At 45.3% G+C, this 21,487-nt stretch carries 21 protein-coding genes; 1 reads left to right on the forward strand and 20 read right to left on the reverse strand.

Annotated features, from left to right (window positions below; translation table 11 throughout):
• Window positions 1–8: 8 nt before the first annotated feature.
• The 8 genes from AC4EHK_RS09660 to AC4EHK_RS09695 form a co-directional block, all read right to left on the reverse strand.
• A complete protein-coding gene (locus AC4EHK_RS09660; RefSeq protein ID WP_490978586.1) occupies window positions 9–1,343 on the reverse strand; it encodes a dihydrolipoamide acetyltransferase family protein in 1,335 nt (444 codons plus the stop codon).
• 287 nt (window positions 1,344–1,630) lie between these two features.
• The gene (locus tag AC4EHK_RS09665; protein WP_490978587.1) at window positions 1,631–2,614 is read right to left on the reverse strand and encodes an alpha-ketoacid dehydrogenase subunit beta; all 984 of its coding nucleotides are present in this window, start codon (window positions 2,612–2,614) and stop codon (window positions 1,631–1,633) included.
• Window positions 2,614–3,618 carry a thiamine pyrophosphate-dependent dehydrogenase E1 component subunit alpha gene (locus AC4EHK_RS09670; protein ID WP_490978588.1) on the reverse strand — a complete coding sequence of 335 codons (1,005 nt, stop codon included), beginning with the start codon at window positions 3,616–3,618 and terminating at the stop codon, window positions 2,614–2,616. Before AC4EHK_RS09670 ends, AC4EHK_RS09665 begins: the two co-directional genes overlap by 1 nt.
• A 15-nt stretch (window positions 3,619–3,633) precedes the next feature.
• Entirely contained in the window at window positions 3,634–5,061 is a 1,428-nt protein-coding gene (gene lpdA, locus AC4EHK_RS09675) for a dihydrolipoyl dehydrogenase (protein WP_490978589.1), read from the reverse strand.
• Between the two features lie 78 nt (window positions 5,062–5,139).
• Window positions 5,140–6,222, reverse strand: coding sequence for a butyrate kinase (gene buk / locus AC4EHK_RS09680; protein WP_490978590.1), 1,083 nt, complete (start codon window positions 6,220–6,222; stop codon window positions 5,140–5,142).
• Window positions 6,223–6,339: 117 nt separating this feature from the next.
• Window positions 6,340–7,434, reverse strand: a complete 1,095-nt coding sequence (locus AC4EHK_RS09685; RefSeq protein ID WP_490978591.1) for a Leu/Phe/Val dehydrogenase — start codon at window positions 7,432–7,434, stop codon at window positions 6,340–6,342.
• 31 nt (window positions 7,435–7,465) lie between these two features.
• On the reverse strand, window positions 7,466–8,368 hold the full coding sequence (gene yqiS / locus AC4EHK_RS09690) for a phosphate butyryltransferase (RefSeq protein ID WP_490978592.1): 903 nt from the start codon (window positions 8,366–8,368) through the stop codon (window positions 7,466–7,468).
• A gap of 133 nt (window positions 8,369–8,501) precedes the next feature.
• Complete coding sequence (locus tag AC4EHK_RS09695; RefSeq protein WP_490978593.1) at window positions 8,502–10,547, reverse strand: sigma-54 interaction domain-containing protein; 2,046 nt, start codon at window positions 10,545–10,547, stop codon at window positions 8,502–8,504.
• 125 nt (window positions 10,548–10,672) lie between these two features.
• Here AC4EHK_RS09695 and AC4EHK_RS09700 point away from each other — a divergent pair, with 125 nt between their 5' ends.
• Complete coding sequence (locus tag AC4EHK_RS09700; RefSeq protein ID WP_008499061.1) at window positions 10,673–10,906, forward strand: DUF2627 domain-containing protein; 234 nt, start codon at window positions 10,673–10,675, stop codon at window positions 10,904–10,906.
• Window positions 10,907–10,916: 10 nt separating this feature from the next.
• Here AC4EHK_RS09700 and AC4EHK_RS09705 read toward each other — a convergent pair whose 3' ends face one another.
• The 12 genes from AC4EHK_RS09705 to xseA form a co-directional block, all read right to left on the reverse strand.
• The gene (locus AC4EHK_RS09705) at window positions 10,917–11,645 is read right to left on the reverse strand and encodes a glycerophosphodiester phosphodiesterase (RefSeq protein WP_490978594.1); all 729 of its coding nucleotides are present in this window, start codon (window positions 11,643–11,645) and stop codon (window positions 10,917–10,919) included.
• 240 nt (window positions 11,646–11,885) lie between these two features.
• Window positions 11,886–12,107 carry a DUF6241 domain-containing protein gene (locus tag AC4EHK_RS09710; protein WP_490978595.1) on the reverse strand — a complete coding sequence of 74 codons (222 nt, stop codon included), beginning with the start codon at window positions 12,105–12,107 and terminating at the stop codon, window positions 11,886–11,888.
• Between the two features lie 33 nt (window positions 12,108–12,140).
• Window positions 12,141–12,395, reverse strand: a complete 255-nt coding sequence (locus AC4EHK_RS09715; protein ID WP_490978596.1) for a hypothetical protein — start codon at window positions 12,393–12,395, stop codon at window positions 12,141–12,143.
• Window positions 12,396–12,579: 184 nt separating this feature from the next.
• On the reverse strand, window positions 12,580–12,711 hold the full coding sequence (locus AC4EHK_RS09720) for a hypothetical protein (RefSeq protein ID WP_490978597.1): 132 nt from the start codon (window positions 12,709–12,711) through the stop codon (window positions 12,580–12,582).
• A 283-nt stretch (window positions 12,712–12,994) separates the two neighbouring features.
• Complete coding sequence (gene spo0A, locus AC4EHK_RS09725) at window positions 12,995–13,768, reverse strand: sporulation transcription factor Spo0A (RefSeq protein ID WP_490978598.1); 774 nt, start codon at window positions 13,766–13,768, stop codon at window positions 12,995–12,997.
• A 77-nt stretch (window positions 13,769–13,845) separates the two neighbouring features.
• A complete protein-coding gene (gene recN, locus AC4EHK_RS09730; RefSeq protein WP_490978599.1) occupies window positions 13,846–15,543 on the reverse strand; it encodes a DNA repair protein RecN in 1,698 nt (565 codons plus the stop codon).
• A 16-nt stretch (window positions 15,544–15,559) separates the two neighbouring features.
• A complete protein-coding gene (ahrC, locus tag AC4EHK_RS09735) occupies window positions 15,560–16,009 on the reverse strand; it encodes a transcriptional regulator AhrC/ArgR (protein ID WP_142827854.1) in 450 nt (149 codons plus the stop codon).
• 162 nt (window positions 16,010–16,171) lie between these two features.
• The gene (locus tag AC4EHK_RS09740) at window positions 16,172–16,993 is read right to left on the reverse strand and encodes a TlyA family RNA methyltransferase (RefSeq protein ID WP_490978600.1); all 822 of its coding nucleotides are present in this window, start codon (window positions 16,991–16,993) and stop codon (window positions 16,172–16,174) included.
• On the reverse strand, window positions 16,990–18,894 hold the full coding sequence (dxs, locus tag AC4EHK_RS09745) for a 1-deoxy-D-xylulose-5-phosphate synthase (RefSeq protein ID WP_490978955.1): 1,905 nt from the start codon (window positions 18,892–18,894) through the stop codon (window positions 16,990–16,992). Before dxs ends, AC4EHK_RS09740 begins: the two co-directional genes overlap by 4 nt.
• Window positions 18,895–18,987: 93 nt before the next feature.
• A complete protein-coding gene (locus AC4EHK_RS09750) occupies window positions 18,988–19,869 on the reverse strand; it encodes a polyprenyl synthetase family protein (protein WP_490978601.1) in 882 nt (293 codons plus the stop codon).
• The gene (gene xseB, locus AC4EHK_RS09755; RefSeq protein WP_142827851.1) at window positions 19,866–20,102 is read right to left on the reverse strand and encodes an exodeoxyribonuclease VII small subunit; all 237 of its coding nucleotides are present in this window, start codon (window positions 20,100–20,102) and stop codon (window positions 19,866–19,868) included. The genes AC4EHK_RS09750 and xseB overlap by 4 nt, the downstream gene beginning before the upstream one ends.
• The gene (gene xseA, locus AC4EHK_RS09760) at window positions 20,095–21,456 is read right to left on the reverse strand and encodes an exodeoxyribonuclease VII large subunit (protein ID WP_490978602.1); all 1,362 of its coding nucleotides are present in this window, start codon (window positions 21,454–21,456) and stop codon (window positions 20,095–20,097) included. Before xseA ends, xseB begins: the two co-directional genes overlap by 8 nt.
• Window positions 21,457–21,487 lie beyond the last annotated feature (31 nt).

Raw genomic sequence — 21,487 nt, forward strand, 5'->3', positions numbered from 1 at the left:
AGCTTTTCTTAATAAACCGATGTATTTTCTTTTGACATATTCTCTAAAATTTCTTTTACGCGAGCCAGGAATTGTCCACAGACAAGACCGTCAAGCACACGGTGATCAAGCGATAGGCAAAGGTTGACCATGTCACGTGCAGCAATCATGCCGTTGTCCATGATCACGGGACGTTTGACGATTGACTCTACCTGCATAATTGCTGCCTGTGGGTGATTGATGATTCCCATCGACTGAATAGACCCAAACGATCCGGTGTTGTTGACTGTAAACGTTCCGCCTTGCATATCAGCAGATTTCAACTTGCCTGAACGGGCTTTAAGTGCCAGTTCATTTACTTCTTTGCCGATGCCTTTAACTGATTTTTCATCAGAATTTTTAATGACCGGCACAAACAAGGCGCTGTCCGAAGCAACTGCGATGGAAATGTTAATGTCTTTTTTCTGAATGATTTTATCTCCAGCCCACATTGAGTTCATCATTGGGAATTCTTTTAACGCCTGTGAAACGGCCTTGACGAAGAAAGCGAAATACGTGATGTTGAAGCCTTCTTTTTTCTTGAATTCCCCTTTAATGGAATCCCGGTATTGAACAAGATTGGTCACATCCACTTCGATCATCATCCATGCGTGTGGTGCTTCGTGTTTGCTCTTCAGCATATTCGCAGCAATCGCTTTGCGGACACCTGTGACTGGAATTTCAATATCGCCAGGTGCACTTTCAATCGGTGCCGCAGCCGCTTTAGGAGCTGGTTGTGCAGGTGCTGGTTGCGCTGCCGGCTGTTCCTGCTGTGGAGCGGGAGCGGCTTTGGCATCTCCTGCTTTCGGAATAGTGCCGCCTTCTATCAGCTTCATTAAATCCTTGCGGGTGATGCGCCCTTCGTTTCCAGAACCTTCCACTTGAGCCAGGTCGATGTCGTTATCCTGAGCTAAGCGAAGTACTGCAGGCGAGTAGCGGCCTTTTGATCCGGACGGCTTGACAGGTTGGGAAGATCCTTCCGTTCCTTCCAGTTTGCCGGTTGGCTTAGCGCCTGCTGCTGGCATTTCGGTTGCTTTGTCTCCACTGGCAGGTTTGGCTTCTTCTACAGGTGCGGAATCGCCGCCTTCTGTTTCAATGGTGCAGACAATTTCTCCGACCGCCAAGGTTTCACCTTCAGAAGCAATCAGTTCTTTAACTGTTCCTGTGAACGATGAAGGGACTTCCGCAGTCACTTTGTCTGTATTGACTTCTGCAAGCGGATCGTATTTATTTACATGATCGCCTGGCTGGACGAGCCATTTTTCAATGGTTCCTTCGGTTACACTTTCACCCAGCTGAGGCATTTTAATATTTTCTATAGCCAAGGGAGTTCCTCCTTTACTTGATGGTCTACTGTTTTCTGTATTACCTAGCTCCAGCGCCCAGATTCTAGGGTCATAAGCCACTCTGACTGTGCGGCTGAAAACATGCCGCTTCGCCAGTGCGTCTTATGCCTGTCGGAGCTGAACGGCCGTTTCTGCTTTTCTCTATTGTCTAGCTCCAGCGCCCAGATTCTAGGGTCATAAGCCAACCCAACTGTGTGGCAAAGTGCGCCACCCTGCTGGTCTGTCTTATGCCCGTCGAATCTACATGGGCGCTTCCGCTTTTCTTCTTAAAACTCAGCCAGTTCTCTCATGGCTTTTTCGACTTTGTCCGGGTTGATCATGAAGAATTTCTCCATGGTCGGTGCGTAGGCCATTGCTGGGATATCGGGTCCCGCAAGACGTTTGATTGGGGCATCCAAATCGAACAGGCAGTTTTCAGCGATGATGGCTGCTACTTCTCCGATGATGCTTCCTTCTTTATTGTCTTCTGTGACCAGCAGCACTTTGCCGGTTTTCTTAGCCGCTTCAATGATGCCTTCTTTGTCCAATGGATAAATTGTGCGCAAATCCAGGATATGCGCAGAGATTCCATCTTCTGCCAGGCGTTCTGCCGCCTGCAATGCAAAGTGGACAGCCAAGCCGTAAGTAATGACCGTGATGTCTTCGCCTTCACGTTTAACGTCCGCTTTGCCGATTTCGATTGTGTAATCTTCTTCCGGCACTTCACCTTTGATCAAGCGGTATGCACGTTTGTGTTCAAAGAACATCACTGGATCTTCGTCGCGAATTGCGGCCTTCAAGAGGCCCTTTGCATCATAAGGCGTTGAAGGGATGACAATTTTCAAGCCAGGCTGGTTGGCAAAGATCGCTTCTACAGACTGTGAGTGATAAAGAGCGCCGTGAACACCGCCGCCAAAAGGAGCGCGAAAAACAATAGGACATGTCCAATCGTTATTTGAACGGTATCGAATACGGGAAGCTTCTGAAATGATTTGGTTGACCGCTGGCATGATAAAGTCGGCAAACTGCATTTCTGCAATTGGGCGCAATCCATACATCGCTGCACCGATTCCAACTCCGGCAATTGCGGATTCCGCTAAAGGCGTATCCAATACGCGATCTTCACCAAATTGATCGTAAAGACCTTGAGTTGCTTTAAAAACGCCGCCTTTTTTACCAACATCTTCTCCGAGAACAAAGACGTTTTCGTCACGTTCCATTTCTTCTTTCATGGCAAGCGTGATGGCATCAATATAAGACATAATAGCCATTATTCGTCTCCTCCTTCTTCGGCATAGACATATTTCATTGCGTGTTCCGGCTCTGCATACGGTGCGTTTTCCGCATAGTCAGTTGCTTCGTTGACAATGACCATGATGCGGTCGTTAATATCTTTTTCAAGTTCATCGTTTAAGATGCCACTTTCTTTCAAATATGCACCAAAAGTCAGAATCGGATCCGTCGATTTTTGTGCAGCCAGTTCATCCGCTGAGCGGTATTGGCGATGGTCATCATCTGAAGAGTGGGCAGTCATCCGTTCAGAAACGGTTTCGACCAAACTCGGTCCTTCGCCGCGGCGTGCACGGTCAGCCGCTTCTTTAACATGCTTATAAACTTCAATGGGATCGTTGCCGTCAATTGTTACACCTGGCATGCCGTAGCCAATCGCGCGGTCCGAAACGTTTTTACTGGCCAATTGGCGTTCGACTGGCACCGATATTGCGTACTTATTGTTTTCGACCATGATAACAACCGGCAGTTTATGGACGCCGGCAAAGTTCATGCCTTCATGGAAATCGCCTTGGTTGGAAGAACCTTCACCAAGAGTCGTAAATGTGATAAAATCTTTTTTCTTCATTTTTCCGGCTAACGCAACACCGACTGCGTGAGGCAATTGTGTCGTTACAGGTGAAGAGCCAGTCAGGATGCGGTTGCTTTTTTGCCCGAAATGACCAGGCATTTGGCGGCCGCCCGAGTTCGGGTCTTCCGCTTTTGCAAACGCCGACAGCATCAAGTCCTTTGGCGTCATGCCAAAGTGAAGCACCACGCCGATATCACGGTAGTAAGGCGCGATATAATCCTGCGTGTTGTCGAGAGCAAAAGCAGCGCCAACTTGTGCGGCTTCTTGTCCTTGACACGAAATCACAAATGGAATCTTCCCTGCACGGTTTAATAGCCACATGCGTTCATCGACACGGCGGGCCATCAACATCGTTTCGTACATTTTTAGTAAATCATCACTCGTCAATCCAATTTCTTCATGTTTAGAAGCCATTAATTGTTTCCTCCCTTAGCTATGAATTGCTTTGCCGTCAACGGCTAACGCCGCTTCGCCCATAACCTCTGAAAGCGTCGGGTGCGGATGGATCGTTTCGGCAATTTCCCACGGTGTTGCATCCAATACCATTGCCAAGCCTGCTTCAGAAATCATATCCGTCACATGCGGACCAATCATATGGACGCCGAGAATATCGTTTGTTTCTTTATCTGCAATAATTTTGACAAACCCATCAGATTCGCCGTAGACCAACGCTTTGCCAATGGCTTTAAAGGAAAACTTGCCAACTTTGACATCGTGCCCTTTTTCTTTTGCCTGATCTTCTGTAATGCCCACACTTGCCGCTTCCGGATTGGAATAAATGCAGCGCGATACCAAATCATAGTTGATGGCGTGCGGGTTGTTGCCTTTAATGTGTTCGATGGCTGTAATGCCTTCGTGAGAAGCGACATGCGCCAATTGCATTCCGCCAATCACATCACCAATTGCGTAGATATGGGACTCTTTTGTTTGGAATGTCTTTTTCACTTGCACAAAGCCTTTTTCAACGATGATATCCGTGTTTTCGATGCCGATGTTTTCGACATTTGCTTGGCGTCCGACCGAAACCAGCATTTTCTCAGCAGAAAAGCTTTCGTTTTTGCCGTTGATTTCCGCTTGGATTGTGACACCGTTCTCGCCCGTTTCCAACGTATCTGCCATTACCTTCGCGCTAGTCGCAAAAGTGATGCCTTTTTTCTTCATCAATTTTAACATTTCTTTGGATATTTCTTTGTCTTCAGTTGGAATGATACGGTCTGCGTATTCGATAACGGTCACTTCGACCCCGAAATCATTCAGCATGGATGCCCATTCGATTCCGATAACACCACCGCCAACGATCAAGATTGATTTTGGCAGGCTTTCCATTTTTAATGCCTCGTCTGAACTCATGACAAATTCGCCATCAATGGCTAGGCCAGGCAAAGTGCGCGGGCGCGAACCAGTAGCAATGATGACATTGTTTGGAATCAGCATTTCGTTTTCTTCACCGTTTTTCATTTCCACTGAAATGGTTCCAGCGTTTGGCGAGAATATCGAAGGTCCAAGGATTCGGCCAATGCCTTCATAAACATCGATTTTGCCTTTTTTCATCAAACCTTGAACACCTGCGTGCAATTGGTCGACGATTCCTTGTTTGCGTTGTTGGACACGTGCAAAATCGAGGGAAACTTCACCTGTTTGCACACCAAAATCAGCGGCGTGATTTTTAGTCGTCGCAAAGACTTCTGCACTGCGCAGCAATGCTTTGCTTGGAATACAGCCTCTATGCAAGCATGTGCCGCCAAGTTCACCTTTTTCCACAATTGCAGTTTTCAGGCCAAGTTGTGCAGAGCGGATGGCTGCTACATATCCGCCTGTTCCGCCGCCTAAAATGACAACATCATAATTTTGAGCCATGGATTTGTCCTCCTTCATTCTGTTTCAATCGCCTCGAGGGAAAAGAATATTCCCTGCCAGCAGGCGTTTTTATGCAAACTAAATGGTATACGTTTTTGGTAGTTCGTCTCCATTCAATACCCGTGCAGCTCCTTCAGCCAATGCCTGAAGTTCATTTTCACCTGGTTGAATTTCAACGTCTGCAATCCAGCTGACCCGTTCGGTAATCGTTTCCACAAATCCTTTGCCGTGGGCAAGCCCACCTGTCAGGATGATGGCATCTACCTGTCCTTTCAGCACAGCACTGGCAGCACCAATTTCGCGGGCAACTTGATAAGCCATTGCCTGATAGATCAATTCTGCTCGTTTATCGCCCTTTGAAATGCGCCGCTCCACTTTTACCACATCATTGGTTTCAAGATAAGCCATCAATCCGCCATGCCTAACCAGCTTCTTCATCATATCATGTCGGCTGTACCGTCCGGAAAAGCATAATTCCACCAAGTCTCCGGCGGGTAAAGTTCCGGCACGTTCCGGACTGAATGGTCCGTCGCCGTGCAGGCCATTGTTGACATCAATCACGCGGCCTGACTGGTGAACGCCTACAGTGATGCCGCTGCCCATATGTGCAACGATCAGCCTGACGTCTTCATAAGCCCGTCCAATTTTACTGGCATATCGCCGCGCTACTGCTTTTTGATTCAGCGCATGGAAGATCGACTTTCGTTCGATCAAAGAACAGCCGGATATGCGGGCAATGGGTTCCATTTCGTCAACAACAACCGGATCGACTATAAAGGATGGGATGTTCAACCCACCTGCAATCTCGAAAGCAATGATGCCGCCTAAATTAGAAGCATGCTGCCCTGAATACCCTTGTCGCAAGTCTGTTATCATGTCGTCGTTGACTGTATAGGTTCCACCTTCAATGGGCCGAAGCAATCCGCCTCTGCCACATACCGCTGCCAGATTGGAAACATTCATGCCTTCTTCGTCCAACGCTTCCAAAATGCTGTTCCTTCTGAAAATCTTTTGATCAGCAATGCTAGGAAATACGCTCAACTCGTCTGGTGAATGATGTATGGTCTTTTCCATGATCAGGATATCGTTGTCAAAAACGCCGATTTTAGTCGATACAGAAGCAGGGTTAATGACTAGAATGCGATTGGGCTGTTTTTGCACATCGATCCCCCGTTTCTTCAGTTAAAAGTTAAGTTTTGTTTATGAAAACGATAAATACTCATCTGATTTCAGATAAAAACAGCAGGTGAAAAGGAAGGACTCACCTGCTGAATCGTATTATCTTCTGCTTAAAATATTGTGCTCGTTTCTTAAAAACTGAGATCTTGATTTGCGTACGCGTTCGATGCGCTCTTCAGCCATGCGGTCAGCTGCAATATAGCTTGGTACGTTATCGCGTTTTGAGATTTCAAAGATTTTTGTGATGCTGTCGTAGATGGTTTCAACGCGCTTCATTGCACGCTCGTTGTTGTATCCGTATAATTCGTCTGCCACGTTAATCACGCCGCCAGAATTAATAACAAAATCCGGTGCATAAACAATGCCGCGTGCTTCAAGCTCGTCGCCGTGGCGTTCTTCTTTCAACTGGTTGTTGGCAGAACCCGCAACCACTTTCACTTTTAATTGTGGAATCGTGTCATCGTTGATAATTGCGCCCATTGCACATGGAGCAAAAATATCCGCTTCCTGTGAATAGATGTCATTCGGTGCAACTGCTGTTGCGCCAAATGCTTCTACAGCGCGCTGCACAGCCTGCTCGTTAATATCCGTGACAATGAGTTTTGCACCTTCTTTATGAAGATATTCGCAAAGCGGGTAAGCCACGTTGCCGACACCTTGAACAGCTACTGTCTTGCCTTCTAATGAGTCGTCACCGAATGCTTCCATAGCAGCAGCTTTCATGCCGATGTATGCACCATAAGCAGTCACTGGTGATGGATTGCCTGAAGAACCGAAGGCTGGCGAAATGCCTGTGACGAAATCTGTTTCTTCGTGGATCATGTCCATGTCTGCCACAGTAGTTCCAACATCTTCAGCAGTTATGTAGCGTCCGTTCAAGCCTTGGATAAAACGTCCGAACGCGCGGAACATTTCTTCGTTTTTGTCTTTCAATGGGTCACCGATAATAACGGTTTTCCCGCCGCCAAGATTTAATCCAGCTGCCGCATTTTTATAAGTCATACCACGGCCAAGGCGAATTGCGTCTTCGATGGCTTCTTCTTCTGTCGCATAATTCCACATGCGCGTGCCGCCAAGTGCCGGTCCAAGCGTCGTATCGTGGATGCAAATAATGGCTTTTAGCCCTGAGTTTTTATCTTGGCAAAAAATTAATTGTTCGTAATCGTATTGTTCCATTCTCTTGAAAATTTCCATTGTCAATTCCCCCTAATATATGTTCCTAACGTTACGATGAGCAAATCGCCAAAGCCAATGAATACAGCTTGCTTTCGGCGCTATCGGCACGTGATGATAAGACAATAGGCGCCTTTGCACCCGCGATGATGCTGCCGACTTTTGCATTTGAAAAAAAGACCAGTGATTTATACAGGATATTGCCGGATTCAATAGTTGGAACGAGCAGGATATCGGCTTTGCCGGCATTGTCGCCCGCTATCCGTTTATGTTTAGCCGCATCGACAGATATGGCATTATCGAGAGCATAGGGCCCATCCACAATGCAATCTTTGATTTGGCCGCGCTGGTTCATTGCCGTCAACGCCGCAGCGTCAAGAGTTGCTTGCATATTGGGATTAATAACTTCTACTCCCGCTAAAGGCGCAACAATCGGCAGTTCAACACCAACCGAACGTGCAATTTGAACAGCGTTTTGTATAATTTGTACTTTTTGAGGCAAATCCGGTCGAATGTTCATTCCCGCATCTGTCACAAAAATCAGCCTGTCAAAGCCCGGGACTTCAAAAGCAGCAATATGCGACATGACAGATCCAGCTCTTAAGCCGTATTCGGGATTCAATACTGCTTTCAGCAGCACTGCCGTCGCTATTTGGCCTTTCATTAGAATGTCGGACTCTTTCATAGACACAGACTTTACTGCTTTTTCTGCGGCCATTTCTACACTGCTGGTGTGATAAAGCTGAACATCCCGATGGTTCAGAAGCTGCGGGAAATAATCCCTTATCATTTCTGTTGTTGCCGATAGATCATCATACAGGCGAAATCTGGCCATTTTACGGCTGACAGCCATGCTGACAGCTTCCAGGACAGCCAAATCAGCTGCAGCAACTACTGCTACCGTATGATCGGAAGTAGTTGGTACATTTTCGATTAAATGGTTTAATGTGGCCATAACTGCTCACCTCATTCTTCTTAATTAAAGCAGAACAGATGGCCAGATATAAGAGATGAAAGCGTTTTATTTTCAATTAACCCTCCAATACTTTGCAAATAGTTGCAAAACCCTGCAATTATTTGCACAACGACTACATCAGCCCATATTTTTCTAATTTATAATAAAGGGTGCGCAATGAGATTTCCAACTGTTTGGCTGTTTTAGACTTATTGCCATTTGATTGCTTTAAAGCATGATGTAAAATGCCGCGTTCAACTGTATCCAGTTGTTCTTGCAATGAACCGGAAGAAGGAATCAACACTTCATTTTTCGTTTCGGCAACGCGCAGCATATTGAGTGGAATATGCTCTTCTGTTAAAGTCCGGTCGTTCATCTGCATAAAAATCATGGAACGGCTCAAAACGTTCTCAAGTTCACGGACATTGCCAGGCCAATCGTAGACACGCAAATATTGCAGTGCTTTGTCAGAGATGGATTCGACGCTCCGTCCATATTCCTGGTTAAGTTTTATCAGCAGCCGCTCAGCAATCCGCGGTATGTCCTGCTTACGGTTGCGCAACGGCGGTATGAGGATTGGCATGCGGTTTAAACGGTAATACAAATCCTCGCGAAATGTTCCGTCCAGCAAGGCTTTTTCCATATTGGTATTGGTCGAAGCAATGACCCGTACATTTACAGGAATGGGTTTACTGCCCCCAATACGCAAGGTTTCATGTTCTTGCAGCACACGCAGCAATTTACTTTGCAGCGAAGAAGACAACTCACCGATTTCATCCAAAAATATACTGCCATTATTCGCTTCTTCGAAGAGACCGCGTTTTTCTCCAGTTTTGATGCCTGGAATCGCCCCTTCCTCGTAGCCAAACAATTCATTTTCCAGCAGTTCCTCTGAAAGTGCCGCGCAGCTGACACGCACAAACTTGTTGTATTTCCGCTCACTGGCACTGTGGATGGCGTGGGCAAAAAGTTCTTTGCCGGTGCCGGACTCACCGCGCAACAGCACCGTCACCAAGGTTTGTGCGGCTAATTTAGCCTGTTGGAGAGACAATTGCATTTCAGATGACAAACCGATGATGTCATCAAAAGTGTATTTAGACTCGAGCGTCCGGATGATGCTGCGGGCCCGGTCGAGTTCTTTCATTAAGGTACGAATTTCAGTCGTATCATGGATGACCCCGACACTGCCCTTTAGTTTGTTGTCAACAATGATCGGCGCTACGTTGACAATCACTTCCCGGTTGGATGGACCCACTTTCAAATTGACACCGCGCACAGGCTTGCGCGTCTGCAGCGCTTTCAAGTGCATACTTTCCCCTTCGGAAATATCTGCAGACGCCGGCTGCCCGATAACGTCCTCCATCTGTAATCCCGTAATGCGCGTGTAGGCAGGGTTTACAAGCAGGCCATTGCCCTTTTCATCAACCACCGAAATCGCATCGTCACTCGATTGGATGATGGCTTCGAGCATGGTCTGAATTTCTTTTAAGTCGGTGATTTCTTCAGCCAGTGACACGACTTCCGTAATGTCTTTGAACACCGCAAATGCACCAATCGTTTCGCCATTATCATCAATCATCGGAAAACGGGAAGTAACAATTTTCGAACCGTTTTTCAGTTCGAGTTCCTTGTTCAGTTCAATACGTCCGGTTTCATATATTCTCGGCAACTCGCTCAACGAAATAAATTCATGAATGTGCCGGCCGATGGTGTGCTCCACAGCCACTTCCAGCATCCTCGCTGCACTTTTGTTCATAAAGGTGATGTGGCTAGTCCTATCGATGCCAATCATGCCTTCTTCTATTGAATTAAAAATGATTTTTTCCCGGTGGCTTTCTTTGCTGAGCTGATTGATGAAATGCTCTTTTTCCTGTAGCAGACGGACAAAAACATTTGCCAGGCTCCCTGGGATGATCACTGTTTTTTTCAAAAAATGCGCTTGCAGCTGTTGATGCAGGAGATCGCTTCCTGTGACATTAAAGACAATATCGATATCCGTATGTTTAAATGACTGGTAGTCGTTCCCAACTGGGATACCGTGTGAATTTGCAACTGCTATTGCTTTGGCGTCAGAGTTTAAATCGACTACACCCGACACATGCAAATAGTCAGATTCCAAAAGCAGATTTAAAATGGCTGAGCCGCCGACTCCGCCCCCGATAATCAAGACGTTCTGCAAAAAAATTCACCCTTTCGCATAGATTTATGCAAATAATTGCAAGAATGTTTTAAGCGTACATCAGGAAGGTTTTCTTGACAACTTTAATGGAATTAGAAACAATAGAAGGTGAAGGATGTGGAATTATGGGTCGTCTAGTAGCGTTTATCATTTTGCTGATTCCAGGAATCATGGCGGCGTATGGCATTAAACTAATGCGTGATACCTTGTTCAATAAATTGCTTGAGCCTTATCCGGCTCTTTGGCTCCAATTTACACTCGGCACCATTTTTGTTGTTCTAGGAATCGGTTTTTTTGCAGGATTTCTGCTAAACCGAGACCGCAAAAAAGGAAACGTTTCGAAAAGATTCCAGAAGTAAAAAATTGCGTCTACCCGGTATAGGTAGACGCAATTTTTCTTTTGACACGATCCGGGTAATTGGTAATGATGCCAACAGTCATCGGATGAAGTCGATCAATGAGGGATTCGGAACCAAGAACGCCGTAAAGCCTAACTTTTTTATCCAGTTTCAGTATATCTGTCCAAAAAAAAGACTTTGCCAGAAGCTTTTTGTGCAGATGAAGGCTATCAATCCAATGCATTTCGTTTATAGCTGACAGTTGCACATTCTTTTTGACGATCCAGGCCATCTCTGTGGACGGCATCAGTTTTTTCATTTCGTGCAGCAACTGTGGGTTGAAAGAAGACAAATGAATATCGTCTATTCCTTCCAACATCGCTGCAAGAATCTGAGGTCCTTTTGAATTTTTTGCAAACGATTCTTTTAATTCAACATTCAAAGGAATTTTCTTTTTTTTTGCCCATTGAAATACCTCGTAAGCCAATGGCATTTGATGGCGCTGAAAATTGCGCAGCCACTTTCTGCCGATGCGCAAATCTTTTATTTCTTCGTAAGCGAGCGTTTCGATAGCTGCATTCACGCCAGTCAAACGCCGCAGATTATCGTCATGATAAACGACGACAACTCCGTCTTTTGTAATCTGTACGTCGAGCTCGATGCCAACACCCAATTCGCACGCCTTGAAAAATGCATTCCATGTATTCTCCAATGCATATCCTGAAGCGCCTCGGTGTGCATACACTTTGACTTCAGACAATAAAATCATCCTCTTCCGTTTCTGAAATACACCAATTGGACAATGCTATTTTTCACTACTTTTCTTGCCCATTGGATTTTCACGTGTGCTTCATTTTAACATTTTGAGCTTTTAAGTTAAAGGATTGCCGTTCAGCCCACTTTGTTTGTTACTGGTTTTGATTTTCCTGAAATATCCTTATGTAAAAAACTACATTTATTACTTATAACGTGCTAATCCGGCAACAGCCGGATTCTGGATCTACTCGGAGAAGTTGTTGCGGATAAATTCTTGTTCCTGCTGTTCGCTTAAAACTCCTGTCGTACGTCCAATGCTGCCACCTGGCCAATTCCAAATATAATTATGATCATCTTCTACTTGGTCGAACTGCCCATTTTCCCACTTTGTGACAATCTCCAACAACCCTTCTTTGGAATCAACGTTGGAGTCCGGTAAAATTTGCTTTAACAATCGATGCATCATTCATTCGTATTAAGCCCCATTTTTCAGATGCTATCACTTTTGATGCGTCATCTTGTGCATCATGGCCAATAAAGCTTGTTCTGTTGCATCGTCTGGTACTGTCTGGGCAAATTCCAACCCTCCCATTTTCTCTGTATTTTCTGAAATTTCTTGTTTATTTGGAGTTTGCGCTGACTCTTTTTCTGCTCCGTTCTCCAGATTTTCTAACACTTGGAGAGATGCGATTCCGAGGAGGGCTAACGCCATACATGCAGTTGCCACGTAAGTATTTTTTTGTACATAGTTCATACTCCTTCAGTTTTATGTTCTCATTTCCGTTTAATTTAATTAGGCATTAAGTATTGCTATAACAAAAAACAGTGTGGCTGCCAAGCTTCCAAATTTTGTTTTGAGAGCTAAGTTTTATCAACTAAAAAACCAATGAGCAATTGCCTCATTGGTTCCAATCATCTATAGATACATCTTTATTTCACTACAAAGACAGCATAGTAAAAAACGCAATCAGAATAGCAACGCAATACACACCGTAAAAATACAGCCGATCGACGACAGTCCCTTCACCACTCCCTAGAAAATAATCATCAATTTGCCTGATCAATTGCATTTGCGTTCGCCTCTTTTCACTCTGCTGAATTGGCCGTTTTGCATCACTATCACTCTCTATTTATTACCCATCAAAAAACGGCGTCTTGAACCTTTTCCTTTAATTCGCTACTCTTAAACCCGATTCCTTTATTATAAAAATGAAAGTTTTTGTCTTCTGTGTAGCTGTTTTTTATATAATGCGTTGAAAAGCTTGTGACATAAGGTTTTTGAGATTGTAGCTTTTAAGGCATACAAAAAAACTTTCTTTTCGCGATTTTAGCGAAAAGAAAGTTTTAGCAAATTTATTGGTGAGTTTCATTTCGCATTTCCAGTCGCAGGCTATCTGCAACCATTGCAATAAACTCGGAATTGGTCGGTTTTGATTCAAGATGGGCTACACTGTATCCAAAGATTTCAGAGATGTGGTCAACGGTTTCATGGCGATTCCAGACTTGTTCAATCGCATGACGAATCGATCTTTCGACCCGAGTCGAGGTTGTATCAAACTTAGCCGCAATACCAGGATATAGTACTTTGGTAACCTTATTCAAAATTTCTGGTTCCTCAAGTACGAGTGAGACAGCTTCTTTTAAATAATTATAGCCTTTCAAATGTGGAGGAATTCCAATATCTTTCACCATATTGGTGATTCGATCCTCTTTGGTTGGCCGATTGCTCGACTGTCCAGACATGCCGGTACGAGTATTCATGATGTGATTAATCTGCACGGCCAATCGATCCGCTTCAAAAGGCTTCATAATAAAATAAGAAGCTCCGTATTCAGCAGCCTGGCTCATAATTGATTCCTGCCCAAATGCAGATAGCATAATAACATCAATTCCCTGCAAGTCACCATTTTCCTTAATGGCATCGAGCACAGCAATACCGTCTAGATAGGGCATGATGATATCCAACAACAAAATATCAACAGACAAGTTATTCAGCATTTCGATGCAGGTCTTGCCATTATAGGCAACGTCCACCACTTCCATATTTGGTTGTGCATTTAAATAATCTCTCATCAGTCCGACCAATTCGCGATTATCATCTGCAATTGCGATCTTTATTTTGTCCATTCGACTCTCTCCTTGGTGACTGACTCTAGTAGATACCGATACAGCCAGCAGATCGACCTTACCAAACTGCGCTCAACTTATTTCATCAGTAGCTTCCGGTCCGCTGCGAGCGACAGCAATTCTTCCGCATGCTGAAGGGTGAGATCCGTGATCTCAGCGCCTGATAACATTCGACTCATTTCTTCAGTTCGTTCACGTCCATCCAGTTCAGTAACAGCAGTGGTGGTCCGCTGCTTATCAACTTTCTTTTCAATGAATAGATGCTGGTCTGCCATAGCCGCGACCTGCGGCAAATGCGAGATGCACAACACTTGCGAATGGACCGATATGGCTGCGATCTTTTCCGCAATTGCTTGTGCCACGCGTCCACTGACGCCAGTATCCACTTCATCGAAAATGATGGAAGTAATGCCTTGGTGCTTGGAAAAAATGGTTTTCAACGCAAGCATCATTCGGGACAACTCGCCGCCAGATGCCACCTTGGTTAATGGTTTTAACGGTTCACCAAGATTTGTGGAAATATAGAAGGAAATTGAATCGTGGCCATTACGGTCAAATCGGCCATTTGGCAATACCGAAAAATTCACCTCAAACGAGGCTTTTGCCATATGTAATTCCTTTAATTGCTCCATAATTGCCTTGCCCAAGCTTTTTGCAGCTTTTCGGCGGAGAATCGTTAACTCTTCTGCTTCCACACGCAAATCCTCGGTCAATTCCTTTAACTTTTCCTGATCCAGTTGATAGCGTTGATCACGATTAATCAATTTATCCAATTCATCTGTCTGCTTCTCATGATACAGCAAAATATCTTCAACGGAAGCACCATATTTTCTTTTTAAGGATTGAATAACAGCCAAACGCTGCTCGATGTCATTTAAACGAGCGGGATCGAACTCCATGTCATCCAAAATTCGCTTGATTTCCGTTCCGGTGTCTTGAATCAAATAAAAAGCACCAGAGAGAGTTTCCGATGATCCTGTAAAGGTATCATCTACAGCTGCAGCATGCTCCAGTTCAGACATTGCCGAACCAATCCAATCCAGACCTTTGCTTTCGCCTTGTATCGCTTCATGGGCTGCTGAAATGGATTCATAGATTTTGTTGAAATTTTGCAGTTTTTTTCGTTCCAAAACCATTTCTTCTTCTTCGCCGAGAACCAGTTCCGCTGCTTCAATTTCTTGCAGCTGGAAGGTCAACAAATCGATGCGTTGTGCAATTTGCTGTTCATTTTCAGTATAGGAAGAAAACTCACGTTTTAATTTTGTGTATTTATCGAAAGTGTGGCTGTAGCTTTCTTTTGACTTGGCCAGGCTTTTTCCTGCAAACTGATCCAGCAAATAGAGATGTTGTTTTTCGTCCATCAGTTCCTGTGTTTCATGTTGGCCATGAATATCAATCAGCGCTGCACCAACTTCCCGCAAAATAGAGATGGTTACCAATTTCCCGTTGATGCGGCATACATTTTTCCCTTTGTCATTCAATTCACGGCGCAACAAAATGTCGCCATCACTCCAGATGATGCCGAACTCTTCTAATTTACGGAATACCGGATGCTGTTCATCTTCCAACGAAAATAGTCCTTCAATTTCCGCTTTTTTAGCACCGTGACGAATAAACTCCTGGCTGCCGCGTCCGCCAGCCAAAAGATGTACTGCATCGATAATGATAGATTTCCCAGCTCCGGTTTCCCCCGTTAATACTGTCAGCCCTTCCGAGAAACTGACAGTCAAAGCATCGATTATAGCAAAATTGCGTATGTCTAATTCCCGAAGCATTTCCGTTCACCTCTTCTTAAAGCATTTCGATTAAACGCTGTTTTAGAATTTCACGATGTTCGGTGTCTCTGCAAATAATTAAGCATGTGTCATCTCCGCAAATAGTTCCCAAAATTTCTTCCCAGTCCAAATGGTCAATCAATGACCCAATTGCATGGGCATTCCCTGGCAATGTTTTCATGACCAAAAAGTGGCTGGCCCCATCAATGCTGACAAAAGCATCCGTCAATGCGCGGTGCAATTTCTGCATTGGATTAAAGCGCTGGTCTGCCGGCAAACTGTACTTATAACGCCCGTCCTGAAGTGGGACTTTGACCAAATGCAATTCTTTTATATCACGAGATACAGTGGCTTGTGTAACTTCGTATCCGGCTGACTTCAATAAATCCACCAGCTCATCCTGCGTTTCAATTTCACGATTTGAAATGAGGTCGCGTATTTTAATGTGGCGCTGTCCCTTGTTCATGGTGTTCCCCCTTGAGTGAATATTTATTCCATATACTTAATATCCTACAGTTATTTCATTCATAAGACAAGAAAAGCATGTGAAATCATAAGAAACCCAGAACAGTTGATCGCAAATACAAAAACACGTTCCAAAAGAAAACACATTCCAATTGGAATGTGTTTACAAAGATGTATGTGCAGACTCAACTGTTTCGTTGATCAACGAAACAGAGATTCCGGCTATGTCACTGCCTTCAGCAGCGGATTGAAGATGAAATAAAAATTCAATATTGCCTTCCCCACCAGTAATCGGAGAGAACGACATATTTTTCACGTGAAAACCGGAGTCAACTGCAAACATGCCGACTTTTAGCAGGACATCACGATGAATTTTAGGATCACGAATAATGCCCTTTTTCCCAACGTTTTCCCTGCCTGCCTCAAATTGCGGCTTCACCAGCGCAATGACATCTCCGCCTGGAACCAGAACCTGTTTCAAGACTGGAAAAATAATGCGCAACGATATAAACGATACATCGATTGTGGCAAATTCCGGCAGGCCCTGTATAAAATCTTCAGGTTTGGAATGGCGGAAATTTACCCGTTCCATCACTGTCACACGTTCGTCTTGCCGGATTTTCCAAGCCAATTGGTTATACCCAACATCCAACGCGTAGCAATGTTTGGCACCGTTTTGAAGTGCACAATCCGTAAAGCCGCCAGTCGATGAGCCAATATCCAGCATCAGTTTGCCATCGACCGAAAGATCGAACTCCTGAAGTGCTTTTTCAAGTTTCAGGCCACCGCGGCTGACGTATTTCAAATCATTGCCTTTCATTTGAAGCGGAGCGTCTTCCATGATTTTCTCGCCAGGCTTATTCATGCGCTCAGAACCCGAATAAATAATTCCGGCCATAATCGCCCGTTTTGCTTTTTCCCGTGTTTCACAGATGCCCCGTTCTACCAACAGGACATCTACACGTTCTTTTTTAGGTTTGTTCATAGAATGGTCGAACCTGCCTGTTTTTGGACTTGTGTCCATTTTTTAACGACACGGACAACTTCATCGCTGTTCAAATGAATTTCATCCATCAGCTCAGAAACATCGCCGTGTTCGATAAATTGATCTGGAATCCCCAAACGGTCAATAGCAGTTTCGCGGTAATCATTTTCCTGTGCAAATTCCAGAACAGCGCTGCCAAATCCGCCTTGAAGTACAGCTTCCTCAATCGTTATGACTGGAATTTTGCGTTCAAAAATACTGTGCAGCATGGCTTGATCCATTGGTTTAATGAAACGGGCATTCACGACTTCAGCTGAAATGCCTTCCTCAAGCAATTGCTCCGCTGCATGCATCGCCATCGGAATCGTTGTACCAAAAGTCAGAATCACAGCGTCGGTTCCTTTTTGAAGCACTTCCCATGAACCGATTGGCAATGCTTTAAGCTCTTCGTCCATTGCGACGCCAAGGCCGTTGCCTCTTGGGTAGCGCAAGGCGATTGGGCCGCCGTTGTAATCAATGGCCGTTTTGACCATATGTTGTCCTTCGTTTTCGTCTTTTGGCATCATAATGACCATATTAGGCAAGTGGCGCAGGAACGCGATATCGAAAACGCCTTGATGCGTTTCACCGTCTGCTCCGACCAAACCTGAACGGTCGATCCCAATAAAGACATTTAAATTTTGGCGGCAAATATCGTGAACGACCTGATCGTACGCACGCTGAAGAAATGTGGAATAAATCGCAAGAAATGGCTTCATGTCTTGCGTTGCCAGTCCAGCAGCCATTGTTGTCGCATGCTGTTCCGCAATTCCAACATCAAACATGCGTTCAGGGAATTCCGAAGCAAAGCCTTCCAGTTTTGAACCAACTGGCATTGCCGGCGTAATTGCGACAATGCGCTCGTCCGTACGGGCCAGTTTCCGAACAGTTTCCGCTACCAAACCGCTCCAAGAAGGTGCTTTAGAAGAAGACTTGACCAAATCGCCTGTTTCCATCTTATAAGGACCAGTGCCGTGCCATGTTCCAATCAAATCTTGTTCTGCCGGCAAAAATCCTTTGCCTTTTTTCGTAACGACATGCAGCAAAACGGGACCTTTAGTTTTCTTGGCATAACGAAGATTTTCTTCCAGCTCATCCAAGTCATGACCGTCAATCGGTCCTAAATACGTAAAGCCCATTTCTTCAAAGAACATGCCTGAAACCACAAGGTATTTTAAGGAATCTTTTACCCGTTCAGCTGTTGACGCGAGTTTCCCGCCAACCGCTGGGACTTTTTTCAATAAATATTCCAAATCATCTTTTACTTTGTTGTATTTTCCAGCTGTCCGCATCCGGCCGAGCATGCTATGCATGGCACCGACATTTGGAGCGATCGACATTTCGTTGTCGTTTAGAATGACCACCATGTCCGTTTGCGCATGGCCGATATGATTCAGCGCCTCAAAAGCCATTCCGCCTGTCAGTGCCCCATCACCAATAATTGGGATGACGTGGTTGCTGTCTTTTTTAATATCACGGGCAGCAGCCATTCCCATTGCAGCTGACAAAGAAGTCGAGCTGTGGCCGGTTTCCCAGACATCGTGATCACTTTCGTTGCGTTTCGGAAATCCGCAGAGACCTTTAAATTGACGCAAAGTGTCAAATTGGCTGGCTCTTCCTGTCAGAATTTTATGTACGTAAGACTGATGCCCCACGTCCCAAAGAAATTTGTCTGCCGGGCTGTCGAATACTTTATGCAGTGCAACTGTCAGTTCCACAACTCCGAGATTCGGGCCGATATGCCCACCTGTTACTGATAAATTTTCTATTAGAAACCGTCTTATATCTTCACTTAATACTTCAAGCTGCTTTGTGTTCAGCTCTTTTAAGAAAGATGGACTAGTAATCGAATGAAGATCCATTGCCATCACACACCTTTTTATATAATTTTCCTTCGGACTTTCTGTTCATATTATATCAGTCTACAGCGAATGTACAAATCAGAGCCTTAAAAATTAGCTTTTTCTTTGGACAATCAACTCTGTCAACTGCAAGAGCAATGCTTTTTCTCCGTTCAGCGAGTGCAGCGCATTGATGGCTTCTAATGCATGGAATTCCAGCTTTTCTTTAGCTTTTGGCAAGGTCAAAAGGCTTGGATAGGTACTTTTTTCACTGGTTTCATCTTTACCAGCCGTTTTTCCAAGTTCTTCGGAAGTTCCTGTAACATCCAAAATGTCATCCTGAATTTGAAAAGCAAGACCCAAATGCTCCCCGAATCGGCTAAGCGCCATCATTTCCTCATTGGAAGCCTTTGCAAGGATGCCGCCAGCCAAAATGCTGTACGTCAACAATGCGCCTGTTTTCAACCGGTGCACTTGCTCTAATTCCTGCAGCGTCAGTTTCTTTTCTTCCCCTTCAATATCGAGCACCTGTCCTCCGACCATGCCTTCAGCGCCTGAAGAAACACTCATTAAGTCAATCAAGCGCACTTTATCATCGCTTGATACATGCTGCAGGCGGGCCACGATGCCAAAGCTGTAAGTCAACAGCGCGTCGCCTGCCAAAATGGCAACAGCTTCCCCAAACACTTTGTGGTTGGTGGGCATGCCGCGACGCAAATCATCGTTGTCCATGCTTGGCAAGTCATCGTGAATCAGTGAGTAAGTATGAATCATTTCAATTGCTGCGGCCACTTTGAGTGCATCCGGATGGTCTTGTCCGCTTAATTCGTGAAGGACAGCAAGCAGCAAGATCGGCCGAATCCGTTTTCCTCCAGCCTGCAGCGAGTAATGCATGGATTCCTTCAAGGAATTAGGAATCGACAGGGACAAAATTTGCTCAGCCATTTGCTGTTGGATGAGTGGTTCGTAATGTGTGCGGAATTCTGTTAAATTCATTTAGCATTCCCGTCCATTTCTATATCAGCTGGCACTTCTTTGCCGTCTTTCATCATCGTAACCAGTTGGCTTTCCGCATTCTGCAGTTTATCGTGGCAGACTTTTGAAAGCTCCATGCCTTTTTGGTATAGCGTTAAGGCTTGTTCGAGCGGCACATCTCCCTGCTCGAGCTGACGAACGATTTCCTCAAGTTGTTCCATTGCATCATTGAACATGATTTTCTTTTCAGCCATCGTTTTGGTCTCCTTTTTTTGCTGGATTTACTTCATTGACAGTTGACCGGACGGTGCCATCCTGCATTGCGATGGTCAAGCGGTCGCCTGCTTTTACTTGCGCTGTACTTTTAACGACAGCTCCTTCTATATAAGGAATCGAATAACCCCGGTCCATAATTTTCAATGGGCTCAGGGCATCAAGCGTTCGAATTGCTGACGACAGCTGCTGCGTGCGATTTTTCAACAGCTGGTTTACTTGATAATCAAGTCTTCTTGCCAGTTCTGCTACTTCCGTTTCGGATTGGCGAACCCGCTGCAGCGGCACGCGGGATTTCAGCTGCTGATCCAGTGTGCGGTAGCGTTCCTGTGAGCGTTTTAAGTGCTGGACAGACTCGCGTTGAAGCGAATCTGTCGCGCGTTCGACACGCTCGATAAAGGGCCGGTACAGACGCTCTGGATAAGCGAGCGGAAAGGACGAAGTCAACCGGTTCAGCGATTGCCTGTGCTGATTGACAGTACCGGAAACGGTCCGGTACATGCGGCTGCGGGAGCTGGATACGCGCTCGAGCAGTTCGGCCTGGCTTGGTACAGCCAATTCTGCAGCTGCTGTCGGCGTGGGTGCCCGCAGGTCCGAAACAAAGTCAGCAATGGTGGTATCCGTTTCATGGCCGATCGCGGAAATGACCGGTATTTGTGAATCAAAGATAACCCGTGCCACTGCTTCTTCATTAAAGGCCCATAAATCTTCAATGGATCCACCGCCCCGCCCGACGATCAGCACATCAAAATCACCTTTATTTGCTGCCTGGATGGATTGGACGATCGATTGCGTCGCTCCAGCCCCTTGCACAAGCGTCGGATACAGCACAACGTTTGCCAACGGATAGCGCCGGTGCAAAGTGATGATGATGTCGCGTACGGCAGCACCTGTCTGTGCAGTGACTACGGCAATTCTTTTTGGAAAACGCGGCAAAGGCTTTTTGTGGCTTGCATCGAATAATCCTTCTTTGGCCAATTTTTCTTTTAATTGTTCAAATGCCAAGTAATAGTCGCCAATGCCGTCAGCTTGCATAGATTGCGCATACAATTGGTATTGTCCGGAAGCTTCATAGACTGAAACATCTCCGCGGATCAACACCGTCATCCCGCTTTCCGGCTTGAATTTGACGGATTTCGCGCTTGCTGAAAACATGACGCCTGGCAATCGTGCGGCATTGTCTTTTAAGGTAAAGTAAATATGTCCGCTCGTATGGATTTTGACATTCGACAGCTCTCCTTTGACGTAAACGTCGCGAAGATGAGGGTCGGCATCAAATTTCTTTTTTATGTATTTGGTTAAAGCTTTGACACTTAAATACGGGTCGTTTGACACACGTTCAACCCCTGTCTGTGAATTTAAAAAG

This window comes from Planococcus sp. TJ-307 (genome assembly GCF_058268435.1).